Source organism: Alphaproteobacteria bacterium (genome assembly GCA_015231795.1).
Lineage (GTDB): Bacteria > Pseudomonadota > Alphaproteobacteria > Rhodospirillales > WMHbin7 > WMHbin7.
Genome location: JADGAX010000010.1, coordinates 1 through 16,775 on the forward strand (window position 1 = coordinate 1; position 16,775 = coordinate 16,775).

Genomic DNA, 16,775 nt, shown 5'->3' on the forward strand with positions numbered 1-16,775 from the left:
ACCATCAACCGGGGAATCAAGCCGCATTTACTTCGTTTCCTGTGGGACAGCAGTGGGTCAGAGTCGATTTTCCCACTGGGGACAAGGCTGAAGAACTAGATCTGGGTGGCATTCCCGAAGAGGAGCTGGGGACTCAGGCAGAACGCGCAGCCACTTTGAAGTGACTGCGCTTTCTTGCCGCCAAGATTAGGCCGACTTGCAGGTCTTGATGCCGAAGGGCAGGTAGGCCGGGCACCAGCCGATGGCGCCGGTGGCCAGCGGAACAACGCCGATCCAACCCCAAACCGGCAGCAGACCGGCCAGGGTGGCGCCGATCAGGGCCAGACCAACCACGATGCGCAGGATGCGGTCGATGCCGCCAACATTCTTTGACATGTCTCGTTCTCCAAGAAAAGCGAAAGGCTTGATGGGACAAACCTAGCCCCTGGGCATGGCCTGGGTCTGTAACAAGGTCACAGAGGGGATGATTTACTTTCCCGCCATGCTTTCCAGCGCGCTGGCCTTGATCAGGGAGATCTGCCCGCGGCCCAGCTTGACCCAACCCCGGCGCTCGAATTCCTTCAACTGGCGGCTGATCACTTCGCGCGCCGTGCCCAGTTCGAAGGCCAGGTCTTGATGCGTCGCCTCCAACTCGCCCTTGCCGTGGGCGCGCCCGATCAGGCAGGCGGCCAAACGCTGCTCGATGCGTCCGAAGGCGACTTCCTCGATCAGCATCAGAAGCGTGGAAATGCGCGTGGCGTAGGCTCTGAACACGAAGTCGCGGAAGGCGGCCGATTGGGCCAGCAATTCCTTAAAGCCGCTCATCGGCAGCGCCCTGGCGGTGATGATCGTTTCGGCGATGCCCTCGGCGTCGTAATCGGTCTGGCTCATCAGGCAGGCGGTGGTGACCACGCAAGTCTCCCCGGCCTCGACCCGATACAGCACAATCTCGCGCCCGTTCTCGCCCACCTTTTGCACGCGCACCTGTCCCGACAACACGATCAGATAGGACTGGCAGGGGCTGCCCTCGCCAAACAGCCTTGTCCCGGCGGGGGCGGTGACCGGTTGGGCCAGCGCCACCAGCCGTTTGCGCGTCGTCTCGTCCAGCCCGTTCAGGGCGGGGATGGAGCGGGTCCAGTCGGCGCTTTCATTCATGGCGGCACCGGCGAGCACTGTTTATGGCCCCTGGCCTTCAGCTTGGCGCAAAGCGCCTCGGCCTCGTCGGGCGTCGCCAAAGGTCCCATCAGGGCGGTGAAGCCCGCTTCGCCATAGACGATCGACACTTCAAGATTGGCCAACAGTTCGGCCATGTCGAAACGCAACCGGCTGGCCTCTTTGGAAATCTCGCCCTGATTGGGGCCGCTGGCGACCTGCACCTTATAGCTGGCGCGGTTCATCTTGCGAGTCGGCGGCAAGGGCGAGACCTGCTTGGACGGCGCTTCTGTTTTCTCGGACTTTGTCGAACGGGCTGGCTTGGGCGGTTCAGGCGTCGGTTCGGTTGACTGCGGCGCGGATGTTTGCGGCGGTTCGGATGTTTGTGGCTCGTTGGGCGGGGCAGGCAAATTTCGCCCTCCCGTTTCCGGCTTGGCCACGAAACGCTGGGCGCTGGCCAGGGCCAGTTTCGACTTCTTGCCCAGTTTCTTGGTAAGCGCGTTGCGTTCGTCCTCGGCATCCTTCAAGCCAGATTTGACGGCGATGGCGTACCACATCAACGCGCCCTCGGGATCGGCTTTCAATTGCGGCCCGCCCGCCGACAGAAGATGTCCCAGATTGTACTGCGCCTCGGCGTTGCCCTGGCGCGCGGCGCGCTCCAGCCACATGACGGCGCTTTTCATGTCGCGATGCGTGCCTTTGCCGCTGGCTAGGGCGATGCCCAGATTGTTCTGCGCCGCCGCCACGCCCAACTCGGCCGCCCGCCGGTACCAGACCAGGGCCTGGGCCGGGTCGGGCTTGCCAGCAAACCCCTTGGCCGCCATGTCGCCCAATGCCATGGTGGCTTCGGCATGGCCGTTATGGGCGGCTCGGGTCAGCCATTTTCTGGCCTCGCCGGGATCTTGGGGAACGCCGCGCCCGATCAGATACAGGCCGCCGACCAGATATTGCGCTGTCGGGTCCTGATCCTCGGCCAGAGGCAGCAGCACATAGAAGGCCTGTTCGTACGATCCTTGCTCGATCAAGGTTCGGCCCGCCCCAACATCCGCCCTGGCCGACAGCGGAAGGACCAGCAGAAGAACAAGCAGGCAAAGGCGCTTCATCATGAAGCCCCCTTGGGCGCAGAGGGCGAACTGGGCGCCGGTTCCCGGCCCAGACGATGGCGCCATTCCTCGGGCACGCCCATCAGCGAGGCCAGGGGTTCGTCTTGCATCTGCCGCCAATGTTCAAGCGACCAGCGGGCATTGGGGAAAGCCAGATCGTCCCAGGGGATGTCGTCCCAAGCGAACAAGCGCACATCCAGGCTTTCCGGCCCCGGTTCGAACCCCGGATGTTTCAGATGCGCCCGATAAATCAGATGCACCTGGCCGATGGCGGGAATGCTGTAAAGGGCGAGCAGGCCGTCCAGTTCCACTTCGGCCCTGGCTTCCTCCCACACTTCCCGGATGGCGCCTTCCTCGGTGCTTTCATTCATTTCCAGAAAGCCGGAGGGCGGCGTCCAAAATCCCTTGCGCGGCTCGATGGCGCGCTGGCACAGCAAAAACCGCCCATCCCAAACGCAGATGGCGCCCACCACGATCCTGGGATTTTCATAGGCGACATAGCCGCAATCGGGGCAGGTCAGCCGGGGGCGGTCATCGCCGTCCGGCACCTGAAACACGCTCGGTCCCTTTCTTCCTTCCCCCGTCATGGGGACAGTTTGGCGGGATTAGACCAGAATGTCGAGATAGTGGCCGCGCGGCACATCCATGTTGTTGGGCTTTTCACCCTCCAACCCCAGATTGCGAAAGCGGAATTCGGTGGGCGGAGCCTGGGTTTTGGCGCCGACTTTGCGCCTGGCCCCCGTGCTTTCGACAGTCAGAGAGGTGCGCGAGCCTAATTGGCTGGCGCCTGAACTGGCTTGGCTAGAGGTGCGTTCGACGGAATTGGCCAAAAGTCTTAAACCGAAAGGTTAACCTGGGTTCCCTTAGGCCCGCTGCTGCTCAGGGCCGGTTGCTGGTTGAGCGCCTTGACCTGAGCCGTGCCCTGGTCGATCAGGCTGACCACCAGCTGCTCGGCCTGCTTTTGCATCTTAAGGCCCATCAGGGTGATGTGGTCTTGGCCGTTGGCCGACGCCATCGACGCCGCTGCTGTAACAAGATCGCTCATGGCTTCTGCCTTTGCAATTTTCGCCGATCAGTCTACCACCCTCCGCCAATTTCCTCAAGAATGCTGATGAAGCCGGGCTTGCAGCGCGTCCTTCCGCCGCCTAAATATCGTCTTATGATCGAACTTCGCCCCTTTTCCGGCCTGGGCCGCTTTCAAAACGACTGGCTGAACGCCCATTATCACTTCAGCTTCGCCGACTATGCCGATCCGGCAAGGGTGAATTGGGGCAAGCTGCGGGTGTGGAATGACGATGAAATCAAGGCCGGGACCGGCTTTCCGCCCCACGGGCACCGCGACATGGAGATCGTGACCTATATCCGCCAAGGCGTGCTGACCCATGAAGATGGGCTGGGCAATCGCGGCAATACACGGGCGGGCGATGTGCAGGTGATGAGTGCGGGCAGCGGCATCACGCATAGCGAGTTCAATCTGGAAGGCGAAGACGCGCTGATCTTCCAGATTTGGATCATGACGGCGCAAAAAAGCGCCCAACCGCGCTGGGAAAACCGCCAATTCCCTGGATTTGAGCGATCCGGTCGCTGGGTGGCGCTGGCTTCGGGACGCAAGGGCGAGGTTGACGCGCTTCGCATCAACCAGGACGCATCGGTGCTGGGCGCTCATCTTGAAGCGGGCCAGCGCTTGGATTACGGGTTCAAGGACCGTTTTGGCTATCTGGTTCCCGCCAAGGGACAGGTGCGGGTCAATGGCGTTTTGGTGAATGGCCGCGACGGCCTGGCCATCGCCGATGAGGAGCGCGTTTCCTTCGAAGCCCTGGAAGCCAGCGAACTGGTGCTGGCGGAGACGGCCTAAACCCTTCTACCCGCAGATTCTGTAATCCATCAGCACTTCCGGTTTGTACTTTCCGGCCATTTTCGTAAAGGCGCCGAAGCCCTTCTTGTCGATGTCTAGAAGCTGCTGCTTGGTCTGGGCGCAATCGATGTTGGACAGATAGTAATCGCGATAGCGAATGATGATGCGTCCGTTCCAGTTCTCGAGATAGGTTTTGTGCTGGGTGGGAAATTCGCGTTCGAACACCTTGGCTCTGGCGTCCGTCATCTTCTTGAACTGGGCGGCGTTCTTCTCGTCGATGCGCTTCCATATCTCCAACGTGCCGGCGCTGTAGGGCGGCTCGTCGCAGCGCCAGGCGAATTCGCGCAGGCGAATGGCGTGACGGATTTGCCATTCCGACGTCTGCTCCGCCCTGGTCATGCAGTTCTTGGGCTTGGCAAAAGCCGGAGAGGCTTGCAGCAACAGCAGGATCAGGATCAGAAGAAACCTCATGCCGTCAGCCTTTCGCGCAAGGCGACGTTGGGGCCGATCACCAGAAGGGCGGGCGTTGGCGGCTTGGTCTGTTTGACGGCTTCTTGCACGTCGCCCAGGCAGGAGGTCAGCACCTGCTGGCCGGGCAGGGTGGCGTGGCTGACGATGGCCGCCGGGGTCTGGGGATCAAGCCCGGCCTTCAACAGCCGCTCGGTCAGTTCGGGCAGGGTTTCGATGGCCATGTAGAAAACCAGCATGTCGGCCGAGCGGCCAAGCCCTTCCACGTCCAGCTTGGGGTCGAGCCTGCCATCCGGTCCGTGGCCGGTCGCCATCGCCACTGAAGAGATCTGTTTGCTGGTCAGCGGAATGCCCGCCATCGCCAGTCCGCCGATGCCTGCCGTCACGCCGGGCACGATGCGAAAAGCGATGCCCGCTTCGGCCAGAGCCAAGGCTTCCTCGGCTCCCCTTGCGAAGACGAAGGGATCACCGCCCTTCAGGCGCACCACACGCTTGCCCGCCTTGGCATGTTCGATCATCAGGGCCGAGATCGTCTCTTGCAGCGGCGAGGTTCGCCCTGCCCGTTTGCCCATGGCGAAACGCTGGGCGCTGGCGGGGATCATGTCCAGCACGCCCGATCCCACCAGCGCGTCGTGAATGACCACATCGGCCTGCGACAGGGCATGGTGGGCCAGCAGGGTCAACAGTCCCGGATCGCCGGGACCGGCGCCGACCAGCCACACCGTGCCGGGGGCGATGTCGGGAAAGCGGGTCATTTGCCCCACGGCATGATGGGAACGCTGGAAATGGCGTTCTTGGGCGAGCCCTCGATCACCCGGTCGGAATAGACCAGATAGACCAGCACGTTGCGCTTCTTGTCCAGAAAGCGCACCACCTGCATGGTCTTGAACAGCAAGGACGTGTCTTGCTTGAAGACGGTTTCGCCGTTCTTGAATTCCTTGACGATGCTGATCGGCCCCACCTGGCGGCAGGCGATCGAGGCGTCCGAAGGATCTTCGGCCAGTCCCAACCCACCCGAAATGCCGCCTTGCTTGGCGCGGCTGAGGTGGCAGGTCACCCCCTCGACCTTGGGATCGTCGAAGGCCTCGATGACGATCTTGGAGTTGGGTCCCAGGAATTTGAAGACGGTGCTGACTTCGCCGATTTCCTCGGCTTGGGCGGGAAGGGATAAAAGCAGCAGACCGGCAAGCAGGGGCAGGGTTTTCATGTTCATCTCAGTGTTTGCGGTTGCGGGCGACAGCATTCAATATAGGCACAAATGAGCCAAATGCGAAAAGGATGGACGACAGGGGCATGCGCGGCGGCGGCGGCCAAGGCGGCGGCGGCCTTTCTTCAAACGGGCCAATGGCCCGATTCGGTTGAAATTCGCCTGCCCAAGGGCGTTCAAACCCAATTTCCCGTGGCGGTGAAAGATGCTGGGGCGGGATGGGCCATGGCGGGCGTGGTCAAGGATGCGGGCGACGATCCCGACGTGACCCACGGCGCCCTGATCCTGGCCCGAGTGGAGCAGGGGCTGCCCGGTTGCGGACTTATCTTCAAGGCGGGCCAAGGGGTGGGGGTGGCGACCTTGCCGGGCCTGCCCATCGCCATCGGAGAGCCTGCCGTCACGCCCGGCCCGCGCGCCCAGATCGCTGCGAATCTGGCCGAATTCGGCCAAGATTTCATCGTCACCCTGTCCATTCCAGGCGGTGAGGCGTTGGCGAAACAGACCATGAATGCGCGCCTGGGCGTTGTGGGCGGTCTGTCGATCCTGGGCACCAGCGGCGTGGTGACGCCCTATTCGAACGCCGCCTGGATCGGCGCCGTTCACCGCGCCATCGATGTGGCCCGGGCGAACGGTCTGGATCATGTCGTCGGGGCGACGGGGGATGCGTCGGAGCGGGCGGCTGGACAACTTCATGGACTGAGCGAACGGGCTTTGATCGATATCGGCGGCTTCGCTGGCGCTTTCTTGAAATATCTAAGACGCAACCCCGTGCGGCGCGTCACGCTGGCGGGCGGATTCGGCAAGATGTCGAAGCTGGCGGCGGGAAGTCTTGACCTGCATTCCAAGAAAAGTTCGGTCGATGTCGCCTTTCTGGCCGGACTGGCGGGCGATTCTTGCGTGGCGGCGCGTCTGGCCAAGGCTCATAGCGCGTCGCAGGCGTTGGACCTGGCGGGCGATTTCCCCTTGGCGCAAAGGGTGGCGGAACGCGGCCTTCTTGCGGCGCGCGTCACGCTTTCAAGAAGCGATGTCCGGCTAGACGTGCTGGTGGTGGATCGCTCGGGAAAGGTGATCGGCCATGCCAGCTAAATTATTGATCCTGGGCGGCACGGCGGAGGCGGCGGCGCTGGCTGGTGCAATCGATCGCAAATTTGGCCAAAGCGTCGATCTGATCACCTCGCTGGCTGGGCGGATGATCACGCTGCCCAATCTGCCCGGTCGTTTGCGCGTGGGCGGTTTTGGCGGCGTTGACGGATTGGCTGCCTATCTGGCGAATGAATCAATAGGTGCCGTCATCGATGCCACACATCCGTTCGCCAAGAACATCTCGGCCCATGCCGTGGCCGCTTGCCGCGAAGCAAAGGTTCCGCTTCTGGCACTCGAGCGCCCCGCTTGGCCCAGAAAGGCGGGCGACAACTGGATCATCGCGCCCGATATGCAGGCTGCGGCAAGCCAGGTTGCGGCCCTTGGCAAGCGGGTCTTTCTGACCATCGGGCGGATGGAACTGGACGCATTCAGGGATATTCGCGGCGTTTGGTTTCTGGTGCGCCTGATCGAGCGGCCCCGCCTGCCTTTGCCCGGACACTGGCATATGGTGCTGGGACGCCCGCCCTTTGACGTCGATGGCGAAACGCGGCTCATGCAGGAACACGGGATCGATCTTGTCGTGTCGAAAGCCAGCGGCGGCGAAGCCACATATGGAAAGATCGCGGCGGCTGGGGCCTTGAACATTCCCGTTCTGATGATCGAACGACCCAGGCAGGAGGAAACCGCCAGCGCCGCCTCGCTTGACGAGGCGCTGGCCAGGATCGCCGATACGCTGTTTTCTCAGACCACCTGAACCTGGGCGCGCATCTTGTCGTGCCCGGCGCCGCAATAGGTCGAGCAGAAAATGAAATAGCGGCCCGGTTTGCGGAAGGTGAAGCTGCGCGTCGTCACTTCGCCCGCCGTCAGGGTGATGGGTCCGTATTCGCTGGGCTTGATCCAGACGCCATGCGGAATGTCGCCCGCCATGATCTGGAAACGGTAGGCGACGCCCCGCTTCAATTCCAGCGATCCCGGCGTGAAGGTAAAGCGCTTGAGCAAAAGCAGAATGTCGGTGGATGCGCCAGCCTTGGGCTGGACGGTGCCGTCCTCCAGGCTGTTCTGTTCGACGAACTTTTTGACCCTGGCCTCGAATTCAATGACCGGCGGCGTGCCTTCGACGCTGACCGGCTCGGGCAGCGGATTGTCGTTGTCGTCGGCGCTCAACAAGCCGCTGGCGCCCAGCATGCCAGCCCCCAGCGAGGCCAAGAAAGTCCGCCGGTTAAAGTTAATAGAGTTCATGTGTGACCCTTCCATCTCCCAATGCCGCTATTTAGCGGCCAGCCCTTGTTATTCAGGGCATTCTTCCCATGACCTATAATAAGTATAACCCACAGTCTGAACGCAAGATGAATGATCCGGCTTAGTGGCTGGGTATGCCTTTGCGAAATTCCGTGCTGAAATCGGCGGCGTATAGGCGGCTTTCGGTAAAGTCGTGGTTGCCCAGCACGCGCCCAACCAGCACCAGCGCGGTTTTGGCGATGCCCGCCTCTTTCATCTTGGCGCGGATGTCGGCTAGCGTGCCACGCACGATGGCTTGATCGGGCCAACTGGCGCGGTAAACCACCGCCACCGGGCAATCGGCGCCATAAAGCGGGGTCAGCGTTTCCACGACATGCGCCAGGTTGGCGGCCGACAGGTGCAAGGCCAGGGTGGCCCCGCTTTTGCCGAGAGTCGCCAAATCCTCGCCTTCGGGCATCGACGATGACTTGACCGCCGTGCGGGTGAGGATCACGGTCTGCGACACGTCGGGCAGCGTCAGTTCCATGTTCAGGGCGGCGGCGGCGGCGGCGAAGCTGGGCACGCCGGGCGTTACGTCATAAGGAATGCCCAGCGTATCCAGGCGGCGCATCTGTTCGGCGATGGCGCCGTAAAGCGACGGATCGCCCGAATGCACGCGCGCCACATCCTGCCCCTTGGCGTGGGCGGCTTGCATCTCGGCGATGGTCTCGTCCAGGTTCAGTTTGGCGCTGTCAATGACGCGGGCGTCCTTGGGGGCCTCGGCGACGACTTCGGCAGGCACCAGCGATCCGGCATACAAAACGACCTGACACTTGCGGATCAGATTCAAGCCGCGCACGGTGATCAGGTCGGGCGCGCCGGGGCCTGCGCCGATGAAATGAATGGTCATGCGCTGGCGTCCTTGCGATGCTTTCCGGCATAGCCCCTGGGCGTATAGACGCGCCTTTGGCCGCCATGCAAGACGATGCGGGTTTCAGAATTGCCGATCAGCACGATCGACAGCATGTCGGCCTTGTCGGGGCCTAACTCAGAAAGCGGGAAAATATCCAGCCGTTCGTCGTCGCGCCCCAGATTGCGCGCTACCATCACCGGCGTCGAGGCCGGTCGCTCCTTGAGCAGAATGTCCCTGGCCTCGACGATCTGTTCGCGCCGCTTCTTGGAAACGGGATTGTAAAGCGCCAGCGCGAAATCGCCCTCGGCTGCGGCCTTCAAGCGCTTGCGGATCGTCTCCATCGGCGTCAGCAGGTCGGACAGCGAGATCACGCAGAAATCATGGTTGAGCGGCGCGCCCGCCCTGGCCGCCGCCATCAGAAGGGCGCTTAAGCCCGGCACCACCTCGACGCCGATGCGTTGCCAGTCTTTGCGGGCTGCACCTTCCCGTTCGAGAAGCTCGAACGCCAAGGTCGCCAGGGCATAGATGCCCGCATCGCCGGAACAAACCAGGGAAACGATGCGACCCTCGGCGGCCAGCTCGATGGCTTGGCGCACGCGGTCTTCCTCGGCGCCCATCGTGCCGTCATGCCTGCGCTGGTGCGGCGCGATCAAGTCTTGGATCAGGTCGAGATACAGGCCATAGCCGACCAGATCGGAAGACAGCGCCAGGGCGCGGCAGGCGTTGGGCGTGCGAAATTCGGCCGCTCCGGGACCGATGCCGACCACGAAGAGATGGCCTTGGGCCTTGCCAACTTGATTCGGCTGGATCGGGTGCGGCGAGCGGGCGACGGCGGCGGTGGCTTGGCTTGTTTTAGACTTGGGCACGATCAACTCCGATAAGGTTCCTGCGGCGGCCAGGGCGGCCCCTTCGGCCACGCCGTGACAGCCGGTTTCACGAAAAACCACGTCTGATGGATTTTCAAGGCGCGACGTTAGGGCGTCCAATTCCTGGGGCGAAAAAAAGCGCGCCGGAACGTTCAGGCTGCGGGCCAGCTCATGAACCGCGCGCTCGTCAGCTTTCAAATCCAGGCTGGCGACGCAGGCCACGGCATGTTCCGACAATCTTGCATCCGCCAACACTTGTTTGGCGTGCGACAGCAATGTCTCGGGGGCCAGATTTCGCTCGCAGCCCACGCCCAGGGCCAGAATGGGCGGGTGCAGAATCAGGTCGCGGCCCGGCTCGGCGACATGACGTTCGGTGACGCGCACGCATAAGTCGCCCTCGGGCGCGAATAGGTCACGATCAAGCCAGTCGGCCAACGATGCTGGGTCGTCAAGACGCACGGCTTGGCCCGCCAGCAGGGCAGCCGCGATGGCTTTGGCGGCTTCGGGGTTGGCCAGCTTCCAGCCGGGCGGCGGATCGTCGAGCGCCATGGCTAGGCGCGTATCGCTTGATGTGGTGATGGCGGCGTGAAGCTCTAGAATATCGGCGATCTTCAGGGCCAGCTTATTGGCGCCCGCATGGCCGCCCAGCAGCGGCACGACGGAGGTCGCCGACACTGCGATCAGCGGCGGCTCGGCCCGCTTGTTCGAAAGAAACGGGGCAACGGCGCGAATCAAGATGCCGGACGCGCAGAATCCGACGATGGCGGCACCCGATTGGAACAACTGCGCCAGATGAGTCATGGCGTCAGAAAAGGCGACGTCGCAAACCGCAACGCGCTTGGCCAAGCCATGCAGCTCAGATTCGGGCAACAGGGCTTTCAGGCGGCCTGCTTGGGCAGCGCCCCGTTCGTCAAGAACGGCAAGAACGATCCGCTGTCTCATGAGCGAACCAGGACCATGGCGAAATAGACGCCGCCCTTGGCGATGGCCTGATCCAGCGTCAGACATTGTTCTTGCGCTTGGCTGGCTCGCTCGACATAGCAGGCCTTGTCCAATCGGTTCAGGCGCAACAGCACGCGGCGAATTTTATCAAGATGGCGTCCTACCTTGAACAGGCAGGCGGTTTGCGTGCCGGAGATCAGGCGTTCCAGCTCTTCCTCGCTGCGGCTGGCGGGAATCAGCAAGACGGCTTCGTCTTGCACGGCCAGCGGCATCAGGGCGGCGGCGGCGGACGCCATGGGTGATGAGATGCCGGGAACCACCTGCACCTCGAAGCGGTCGCCCAGTCGGTCCATCAAGTAAATGAAACTGCCGAACAGCAAAGGATCGCCCTCGCACAGCACGGCGACGTCGCGCCCTTCCTCGAGGTGCTTGGCGATCTCGACGGCGCCCGCGTCATAGGCGGCATTGGCGGAATCGCGATCCAGGCTCATTTCCATGCGAAGTGGTATTTCGACGCGCCCAGTTGGGATCAGGTCGCCCACAATCGAGCGCGCCAATCCTTCGCCTTGCATCGGCGCAGGATAGGCGATGACGAGCGTTTCCTTCAAAAGGCGCGCCGCCTTCAGCGTGATCAGTTCGGGATCGCCCGGACCTACTCCGATTCCGATCAGTCTAGCCACGCTTCACCCCGCAATATTGCGTCACAGGTATGGCGGGTTTCCAAACCTTGAAGGCGCCGACGGATTCCAGATAGTCGATGGACAGGCGAACGAGATCGCCGCCTTGCTGGGCGTGCCAGGCAAAAAGATGGGCTTCGCCTTCCAGCGTCGCCGCATTGGCAACCAGCCGCCCGCCGGGCTTCAGCGCGTCCCAGGCGCTTTGCAGAACGCCGGGAACGGAAACGCCGCCGCCGACGAAGACGGCATCCGGGGCTTCCTTTCGCCCCTTCAGAATGTCGGGCGCAGAACCGGTTGCGATTTCAAGCTGCGCAACACCCAAGGACAGCGCGTTGCGCCCGATGCGCCCGGCGCGCTCGGTGTTCTTCTCGAAGGCGACGGCGGCGCCAGATGGAGCGGCGCGCAGAAATTCGATGGCGATCGATCCGGCCCCGGCGCCGATATCCCACAGCAACTGTCCGGGCAGGGGGGCGAGTTGGGCCAGCGTGGCGGCGCGAATGTGCCGCTTGGTGATCTGGCCGTCATGTTCGAACATGTCGTCGGGCAGGCCGGGCGCTCGCGACGCCAGTCGCGCCCCGGGGCCAGCCACGCACTCGATGGCGATCACGTCAAGGCCAAGGCCCGGCTTGATCCCTTCGACGATTCTTTCCTTGGGGCCGCCCAGATAAGACAGCACGGCGATCCGGCTGTCTTGGAATCCGCAGCGGCGCAAAAGATCGCCGATTTTCAGGGGCGTGAATTCGTCATTGCCCAGGGCCAGAATTTTTTGGCCGGGAGCCAGATGCAGGACCAGATTTTCCAGGGGCCTGCCGTGAACGGTCAGGCAAAGCGTATCTTGCAAGGGCCAGCCCAGGCGGGCGGCGGCCAGGGAAAAGGCGCTGGGCGTCGGCACCACGAACAAACGCTCAGGCCCGAAACGCTTGGCAAGGGTGGCGCCCAATCCGAACCACATAGGATCGCCGCTGGCCAGCACCACCAAATCATGTTCGGCATGCGCTTCAATGGCCGCCACCGTTTCTTCCAGCGTCGTCCATTCGATGCGCTTGGCAGGCCCCTCGGGAATCATGCTCAGATGGCGCCAGCCGCCCACGATGGTCTTGGCGTTTTCGATCAAGGCGCGCGCGGCGGGCTTCAAGCCCACCAATCCGGCCTCGCCGATGCCGACGACGGCGATGCGATCACTCATGCTCCCCCCTCGGGTCCCGATAGCGCATTCAAGGCCGCCGCCGCCATGGGGCTGCCGCCGCGCCGCCCCTTAAGCGTTGCGAAAGGCACGCCCAGATGATGGCGGATCAGCGCGTCTTTCGATTCGGCGGCTCCGATGAAACCCACCGGAAAACCCAGGATCAGGGCGGGGCGAAAACCCAGGCCTACCAGTTCCAGCAGGCGAAACAAGGCGGTGGGCGCATTGCCGATGACGCAGATGGCGCCATTCAGGCGTGGTTTCCAGAAATCGACCGCCGCCGCCGAGCGGGTGGTCTTCATCTGGCCAGCCAGTTCCTTCACGCCATCTTCATACAGGGTGCAGATCACGTCGTTGCCGGAAAGCCTGTTCTTGATGATGCCCGACATCACCATGGCGCAATCGGCGAAAATCGGAGCGCCCTGCGAAAGCGCTGATTTTCCGGCCTGCGCCGCATCGGGCGAAAAGGCGAAATCGGGTGCGATGTCCGGCGAGGCGGTGGCGTGCACGATGCGCAGCAAAATGGGCTGGATGTCTTCGGGAACGCCGCTCAAATCCGTCTCGGCGCGAATCGCCTTGAAGGATTGCCGGTAGATTTCGGCCCCGTCCTTCACATAGTCCATCAGCGCTTGCCGTGATGCGGGTTGAAATGCCCGTGCCCATGGTCGTGCCCATGGTCGTGCCCGTGATGCGGTTCGTGGGCGTGCCCTTTGTGATGGTGGCCATGCTCATGATCGTGGTCGTCATGATCGTGATCGTGGTGACGATGTTCCTCGTCGGTGCCGATGCCGCGCACATGGTGGTGGTGCCCTGCCTGCTGCACGCCCTTGTCCTTTTCGTAGCCGATGATCTGCTCGCGGTATTTGCACAGTTGGCAGTTCATGGCGCCGATGCCCTTGTCGGTTTCGCGGATGCGTTCGATGAAGGCGTCGACGACCAGCGGGTGGTCGTCCAGGTAATGCGCTTTGATGAATTCGATCTGCGGGAACAAGGCCGCCACTTCCGCCGTCTGTTCGTAGATGCGCTTGACCAACACGCCGGTGAACAGGAAATAGGGAAATACCAGATAGCGGCGGAAACCCAGCTTGACGACGCGGTTCAAACAATCATCCACCCTGGGATGGGCGACGCCCGAAAAGGCCACCTCGGTCCAGCCGAATCCCATGCCCTCGCCCAGCATGCGGGCCACCTTGGCGACGTTGGAATTGGCGTCCGAATCGTTGGTGCCGCGCCCGACCACGACCAGACAGGTCTCGTCGCGCGGCACATCGTGATGGGCGTGCTGCTCGGCGGTGTGGATGCGTTCCTGGGCGGCTTTCAGCAAAAGAGGCGTAATCGCCAGTTCGCGACCCATGACGATGGGGGTTTCGGGATGATCCGCCGCGAAGCTGTTAACTTCCCAGGGCAGGTCGTTCTTGACGTGGCCGGCGGCGAACAGCATGCCGGGAATGGCCAGGATGCGCTCGCACCCCTTTTCCAACAGCGATTCAAGGCCTTCGCGGATGATCGGTCGGGCGAACTCTAGATAGCTGCCCGCCACCTCATATTCGGGCAGGCGCGGCGCCAGCTTGGTCACCAGACGCTCGATTTCGTCGATGGCTTCCGGATCGCGGCTGCCATGGCCGCAAATCATGATACCGGTTCTTGCCATATCCGAAGTCCTTTCGCTATTTTACACAAATGTTTTCACTGATCGCTTCCGGTCCCCATGCGGTGGACCCTTTGCTACTCATCCTGGCCGCGCTGGCGTTGGACGCCCTGTTGGGCGACAGCCCGCTTGTCTTTCGCATTCTGCCCCATCCGGTCAAGATTGTCGGCAGTCTTGCCGGGTTTCTCGAGAAAAAACTGAACCGGCCGCGCCGCCATGCCATGGACCGGGCGTTCAGGGGCTTCGTTTTGCTGATGCTGATGGCGGGTCTGGCCCTGGCGGCGGGAATCGGGGTGGAGAAGGTCAAGCAGAGTTTTGCCTATGGCTGGGTGCTGGAACTGGCCCTGGCCTGGATGCTGATCGCCCAGCGGTCCTTGTTCGAGCATGTGCTGGCGGTTGGCCGCGCCTTGAAGGCCAAGGGGTTGGCGGGCGGGCGCGAAGCTGTGTCGCACATCGTGGGCCGCGACGTCAAGCAGCTGGACGAGCATGGGGTGGCGCGCGCCGCCGTGGAATCCTGCGCCGAGAATTTCGGCGACGGGGTGGTGGCGCCGGTTTTCTGGTATGTGCTGCTGGGCGTGCCGGGTCTGTTGCTGTACAAGACTGTCAATACGCTGGACAGCATGATCGGCCACAAGACAGAACGTTACCGCGCCTTCGGCGTCACCTCGGCCAGGCTGGACGATCTGATGAATCTGATCCCAGCCAGGCTTTCCGGGCTGTTGTTCGTGCTGGCCGCCTTTTTCGTGCCCACGGCCAATCCATTCAAATCCTTTTGGGTGATGGTCCGCGACGCCAGGAAACACCGCTCGCCCAACGCCGGCTGGCCGGAAGGGGCGATGGCGGGGGCTTTGGGCTTGTCCTTGTCGGGACCTCGCCACTATCCGGAAGGTCCCAGCAACGAACCTTGGATCGGCAGGGAATTGCGCGCGCGGGCCACCCAGCAAGACATCCGCCGCTCGCTGTACATGTTGGCGGTCGGCTGTTTCCTGAATGCCGTGCTGGTGGGCGGCTTGTGGCTTTTGCTCAAGGGCGGGCAACTGAGCCTGACCTTTCCTTGGCCATTGTAAGCAGCAGGTCCAGATCGAGATGGGCCGCCAGATGGAGGGCCAGCTTGTCGAGCGTGCTTTCGATCAGGACGGAATGATCGAGCGACGAGGACAGATTCAGGAAACGGCGTCTGAAGCCGTTGGCCTGGAACAAGCCATGCAGATAGCAGCCCATGACCAGCCCATCTTTCGAGACCGCGCCGTCGGGACCGTGGGGCAGGTCCAGCATGGGCCTGTCGCCGTCGGGACCATGGCTGCGTCCCATATGGATTTCATAACCGCTGACGATTTCATCATTGATCCGCGCCGTGCCCGTCACTTCGCGGGTGATCTTGTCTGGCGTCATTTCGGTGTCGATCTCAAGCAGGCCAAGGCCTGGCGTTTCGCCCGGCTCGCCCTCAAGCCCCAAGGGGTCGCAAACCTTGCGGCCCAGCATCTGATAGCCGCCGCACAGGCCCAGCACGGGTTTTTGGCGGCGCAAATGCGCCTTGATGTCGATATCCCAGCCCTGGTCGAACAGGAATGCCAGATCGGCCCTGGTGGCCTTCGAGCCGCCCAGCAAAATCCAGTCGGCGCTGGCCGGGATCGGTCCTCCTGGTTCGACGAAAATCAGCGAAACCTCCGGCTCGGCCAGCAGGGGATCGAAATCGTCGAAATTGGATAAGCGGGGCAGTTTGGGCACCGCGATCACGATCTTGCCTTTTTGGTCTTTGCCGCCCAATTGATCCAGCCCCATGGCGTCCTCGGCGGGCAGGAATTTGGCCTGGGCAAACCAGGGGATCAGGCCCAGGGCTGGCCAGCCCGTCCGCTTGGCGATCTCGGCCATGCCGCTTTCGAACAATCTGGCGTCGCCCCTGAACTTGTTGATCATGAAGCCTTTGACCAGAGCGCGCTCGGCATCGGACAGCAAGGCGTGCGTGCCCACGATCTGGGCGATCACGCCGCCCCGGTCGATATCGCCCGCCAGCAGCACCGGCACATTGGCGGCCAGGGCGAATCCCATATTGGCGATGTCGGCTTGGCGCAGATTGATTTCGGCGGCACTGCCCGCCCCTTCCACCAGCACAAGGTCGGCCTGACGGCTCAACAGGTCGAAACTGTCCAGCACGCGGGGCAGCAGCTTGGGTTTCAGATCTTGATAATCCAAGGCCCCCGCATTGCCGATCACTTGCCCTTGCACCACCACCTGAGCGCCCACCTCGGTCTGCGGCTTCAGCAGCACGGGGTTCATGTGTTTCGAAGGCGCTACCCCCGCCGCCCTGGCTTGCAGGGCCTGCGCCCTGCCGATCTCGCCGCCATCGGAGGTGACGGCGGCGTTGTTCGACATGTTCTGCGGCTTGAAGGGCCGCACCCTAAGACCCCGATTGGCGAAAGCCCGGCACAACCCCGCCACCAGCAGCGACTTGCCGGTATCCGATCCGGTGCCTTGAATCAT

General features: G+C 62.7%; 21 protein-coding genes. 4 read left to right on the forward strand and 17 right to left on the reverse strand.

Annotated features, from left to right (window positions below):
* Nucleotides 1-186: 186 nt before the first annotated feature.
* From HQL44_15785 to HQL44_15810, 6 genes are all read right to left on the reverse strand, one after another.
* A complete protein-coding gene (locus HQL44_15785) occupies nt 187-375 on the reverse strand; it encodes a DUF2892 domain-containing protein (GenBank protein ID MBF0270044.1) in 189 nt (62 codons plus the stop codon).
* Nucleotides 376-468: 93 nt separating this feature from the next.
* Nucleotides 469-1,134: a Crp/Fnr family transcriptional regulator gene (locus HQL44_15790; GenBank protein MBF0270045.1), complete on the reverse strand. Its 666-nt coding sequence runs from the start codon at nt 1,132-1,134 to the stop codon at nt 469-471.
* Nucleotides 1,131-2,237: an SEL1-like repeat protein gene (locus HQL44_15795; GenBank protein ID MBF0270046.1), complete on the reverse strand. Its 1,107-nt coding sequence runs from the start codon at nt 2,235-2,237 to the stop codon at nt 1,131-1,133. Before HQL44_15795 ends, HQL44_15790 begins: the two co-directional genes overlap by 4 nt.
* A complete protein-coding gene (locus HQL44_15800) occupies nt 2,234-2,821 on the reverse strand; it encodes an NUDIX hydrolase (GenBank protein MBF0270047.1) in 588 nt (195 codons plus the stop codon). The genes HQL44_15795 and HQL44_15800 overlap by 4 nt, the downstream gene beginning before the upstream one ends.
* A gap of 18 nt (nt 2,822-2,839) precedes the next feature.
* Nucleotides 2,840-3,064, reverse strand: a complete 225-nt coding sequence (locus HQL44_15805; GenBank protein ID MBF0270048.1) for a hypothetical protein — start codon at nt 3,062-3,064, stop codon at nt 2,840-2,842.
* Nucleotides 3,065-3,069: 5 nt separating this feature from the next.
* Entirely contained in the window at nt 3,070-3,279 is a 210-nt protein-coding gene (locus HQL44_15810; protein MBF0270049.1) for a hypothetical protein, read from the reverse strand.
* Between the two features lie 114 nt (nt 3,280-3,393).
* Between HQL44_15810 and HQL44_15815 the strand changes: the two genes are divergently transcribed.
* Nucleotides 3,394-4,089: a pirin family protein gene (locus tag HQL44_15815; GenBank protein ID MBF0270050.1), complete on the forward strand. Its 696-nt coding sequence runs from the start codon at nt 3,394-3,396 to the stop codon at nt 4,087-4,089.
* 6 nt (nt 4,090-4,095) lie between these two features.
* On the opposite strand, the gene HQL44_15820 is transcribed toward HQL44_15815, so the two are convergent.
* From HQL44_15820 to HQL44_15830, 3 genes are read right to left on the reverse strand one after another with little or no spacing between them, the layout of a single operon-like run.
* Nucleotides 4,096-4,560 carry a hypothetical protein gene (locus HQL44_15820; protein ID MBF0270051.1) on the reverse strand — a complete coding sequence of 155 codons (465 nt, stop codon included), beginning with the start codon at nt 4,558-4,560 and terminating at the stop codon, nt 4,096-4,098.
* Nucleotides 4,557-5,312, reverse strand: a complete 756-nt coding sequence (gene cobA / locus HQL44_15825; GenBank protein MBF0270052.1) for a uroporphyrinogen-III C-methyltransferase — start codon at nt 5,310-5,312, stop codon at nt 4,557-4,559. The genes HQL44_15820 and cobA overlap by 4 nt, the downstream gene beginning before the upstream one ends.
* Nucleotides 5,309-5,764: a CreA family protein gene (locus HQL44_15830; GenBank protein MBF0270053.1), complete on the reverse strand. Its 456-nt coding sequence runs from the start codon at nt 5,762-5,764 to the stop codon at nt 5,309-5,311. Before HQL44_15830 ends, cobA begins: the two co-directional genes overlap by 4 nt.
* 60 nt (nt 5,765-5,824) lie before the next feature.
* On the opposite strand from HQL44_15830, the gene HQL44_15835 reads away from it, so the two are divergent.
* Both HQL44_15835 and HQL44_15840 read left to right on the forward strand, forming a co-directional pair.
* On the forward strand, nt 5,825-6,850 hold the full coding sequence (locus HQL44_15835) for a cobalt-precorrin-5B (C(1))-methyltransferase (protein ID MBF0270054.1): 1,026 nt from the start codon (nt 5,825-5,827) through the stop codon (nt 6,848-6,850).
* Nucleotides 6,840-7,601: a cobalt-precorrin-6A reductase gene (locus tag HQL44_15840; GenBank protein ID MBF0270055.1), complete on the forward strand. Its 762-nt coding sequence runs from the start codon at nt 6,840-6,842 to the stop codon at nt 7,599-7,601. The genes HQL44_15835 and HQL44_15840 overlap by 11 nt, the downstream gene beginning before the upstream one ends.
* Here HQL44_15840 and HQL44_15845 read toward each other — a convergent pair.
* The 7 genes from HQL44_15845 to HQL44_15875 all read right to left on the reverse strand — a co-directional run bounded on the left by HQL44_15845 (nt 7,589) and on the right by HQL44_15875 (nt 14,297).
* Nucleotides 7,589-8,086, reverse strand: coding sequence for a hypothetical protein (locus HQL44_15845; GenBank protein ID MBF0270056.1), 498 nt, complete (start codon nt 8,084-8,086; stop codon nt 7,589-7,591). The two genes, HQL44_15840 and HQL44_15845, sit on opposite strands and share 13 nt — an antisense overlap.
* Nucleotides 8,087-8,207: 121 nt before the next feature.
* Complete coding sequence (gene cobM, locus HQL44_15850; GenBank protein MBF0270057.1) at nt 8,208-8,975, reverse strand: precorrin-4 C(11)-methyltransferase; 768 nt, start codon at nt 8,973-8,975, stop codon at nt 8,208-8,210.
* A complete protein-coding gene (gene cobJ, locus HQL44_15855) occupies nt 8,972-10,786 on the reverse strand; it encodes a precorrin-3B C(17)-methyltransferase (GenBank protein MBF0270058.1) in 1,815 nt (604 codons plus the stop codon). Before cobJ ends, cobM begins: the two co-directional genes overlap by 4 nt.
* Nucleotides 10,783-11,466, reverse strand: coding sequence for a precorrin-2 C(20)-methyltransferase (cobI, locus tag HQL44_15860; protein MBF0270059.1), 684 nt, complete (start codon nt 11,464-11,466; stop codon nt 10,783-10,785). The genes cobJ and cobI overlap by 4 nt, the downstream gene beginning before the upstream one ends.
* A complete protein-coding gene (gene cbiE, locus HQL44_15865) occupies nt 11,459-12,649 on the reverse strand; it encodes a precorrin-6y C5,15-methyltransferase (decarboxylating) subunit CbiE (GenBank protein MBF0270060.1) in 1,191 nt (396 codons plus the stop codon). Before cbiE ends, cobI begins: the two co-directional genes overlap by 8 nt.
* The gene (locus tag HQL44_15870) at nt 12,646-13,272 is read right to left on the reverse strand and encodes a precorrin-8X methylmutase (GenBank protein ID MBF0270061.1); all 627 of its coding nucleotides are present in this window, start codon (nt 13,270-13,272) and stop codon (nt 12,646-12,648) included. Before HQL44_15870 ends, cbiE begins: the two co-directional genes overlap by 4 nt.
* Nucleotides 13,269-14,297 (reverse strand): sirohydrochlorin chelatase, encoded by a 1,029-nt coding sequence (locus HQL44_15875; GenBank protein ID MBF0270062.1) that lies wholly within the window; start codon nt 14,295-14,297, stop codon nt 13,269-13,271. Before HQL44_15875 ends, HQL44_15870 begins: the two co-directional genes overlap by 4 nt.
* 29 nt (nt 14,298-14,326) lie before the next feature.
* Between HQL44_15875 and cobD the strand changes: the two genes are divergently transcribed.
* A complete protein-coding gene (cobD, locus tag HQL44_15880; protein MBF0270063.1) occupies nt 14,327-15,361 on the forward strand; it encodes a cobalamin biosynthesis protein CobD in 1,035 nt (344 codons plus the stop codon).
* Here cobD and HQL44_15885 read toward each other — a convergent pair.
* Entirely contained in the window at nt 15,318-16,775 is a 1,458-nt protein-coding gene (locus tag HQL44_15885; protein ID MBF0270064.1) for a cobyric acid synthase, read from the reverse strand. The genes cobD and HQL44_15885 overlap by 44 nt on opposite strands.

Bases quoted from the DNA above. Each gene is read 5' to 3' on its own strand.
- HQL44_15790 (MBF0270045.1), bottom strand. From the start codon at position 1,134: ATGAATGAAAGCGCCGACTGGACCCGCTCCATCCCCGCCCTGAACGGG.
- cobD (MBF0270063.1), top strand. From the start codon at position 14,327: ATGTTTTCACTGATCGCTTCCGGTCCCCATGCGGTGGACCCTTTGCTA.
- HQL44_15795 (MBF0270046.1), bottom strand. From the start codon at position 2,237: ATGATGAAGCGCCTTTGCCTGCTTGTTCTTCTGCTGGTCCTTCCGCTG.
- HQL44_15845 (MBF0270056.1), bottom strand. From the start codon at position 8,086: ATGAACTCTATTAACTTTAACCGGCGGACTTTCTTGGCCTCGCTGGGG.
- HQL44_15875 (MBF0270062.1), bottom strand. From the start codon at position 14,297: ATGGCAAGAACCGGTATCATGATTTGCGGCCATGGCAGCCGCGATCCG.
- cobM (MBF0270057.1), bottom strand. From the start codon at position 8,975: ATGACCATTCATTTCATCGGCGCAGGCCCCGGCGCGCCCGACCTGATC.
- HQL44_15820 (MBF0270051.1), bottom strand. From the start codon at position 4,560: ATGAGGTTTCTTCTGATCCTGATCCTGCTGTTGCTGCAAGCCTCTCCG.
- HQL44_15815 (MBF0270050.1), top strand. From the start codon at position 3,394: ATGATCGAACTTCGCCCCTTTTCCGGCCTGGGCCGCTTTCAAAACGAC.
- cobJ (MBF0270058.1), bottom strand. From the start codon at position 10,786: ATGAGACAGCGGATCGTTCTTGCCGTTCTTGACGAACGGGGCGCTGCC.
- HQL44_15885 (MBF0270064.1), bottom strand. From the start codon at position 16,775: ATGATTCAAGGCACCGGATCGGATACCGGCAAGTCGCTGCTGGTGGCG.
- HQL44_15840 (MBF0270055.1), top strand. From the start codon at position 6,840: ATGCCAGCTAAATTATTGATCCTGGGCGGCACGGCGGAGGCGGCGGCG.
- HQL44_15800 (MBF0270047.1), bottom strand. From the start codon at position 2,821: ATGACGGGGGAAGGAAGAAAGGGACCGAGCGTGTTTCAGGTGCCGGAC.
- cbiE (MBF0270060.1), bottom strand. From the start codon at position 12,649: ATGAGTGATCGCATCGCCGTCGTCGGCATCGGCGAGGCCGGATTGGTG.
- HQL44_15835 (MBF0270054.1), top strand. From the start codon at position 5,825: ATGCGAAAAGGATGGACGACAGGGGCATGCGCGGCGGCGGCGGCCAAG.
- HQL44_15785 (MBF0270044.1), bottom strand. From the start codon at position 375: ATGTCAAAGAATGTTGGCGGCATCGACCGCATCCTGCGCATCGTGGTT.
- HQL44_15830 (MBF0270053.1), bottom strand. From the start codon at position 5,764: ATGAAAACCCTGCCCCTGCTTGCCGGTCTGCTGCTTTTATCCCTTCCC.
- HQL44_15810 (MBF0270049.1), bottom strand. From the start codon at position 3,279: ATGAGCGATCTTGTTACAGCAGCGGCGTCGATGGCGTCGGCCAACGGC.
- cobA (MBF0270052.1), bottom strand. From the start codon at position 5,312: ATGACCCGCTTTCCCGACATCGCCCCCGGCACGGTGTGGCTGGTCGGC.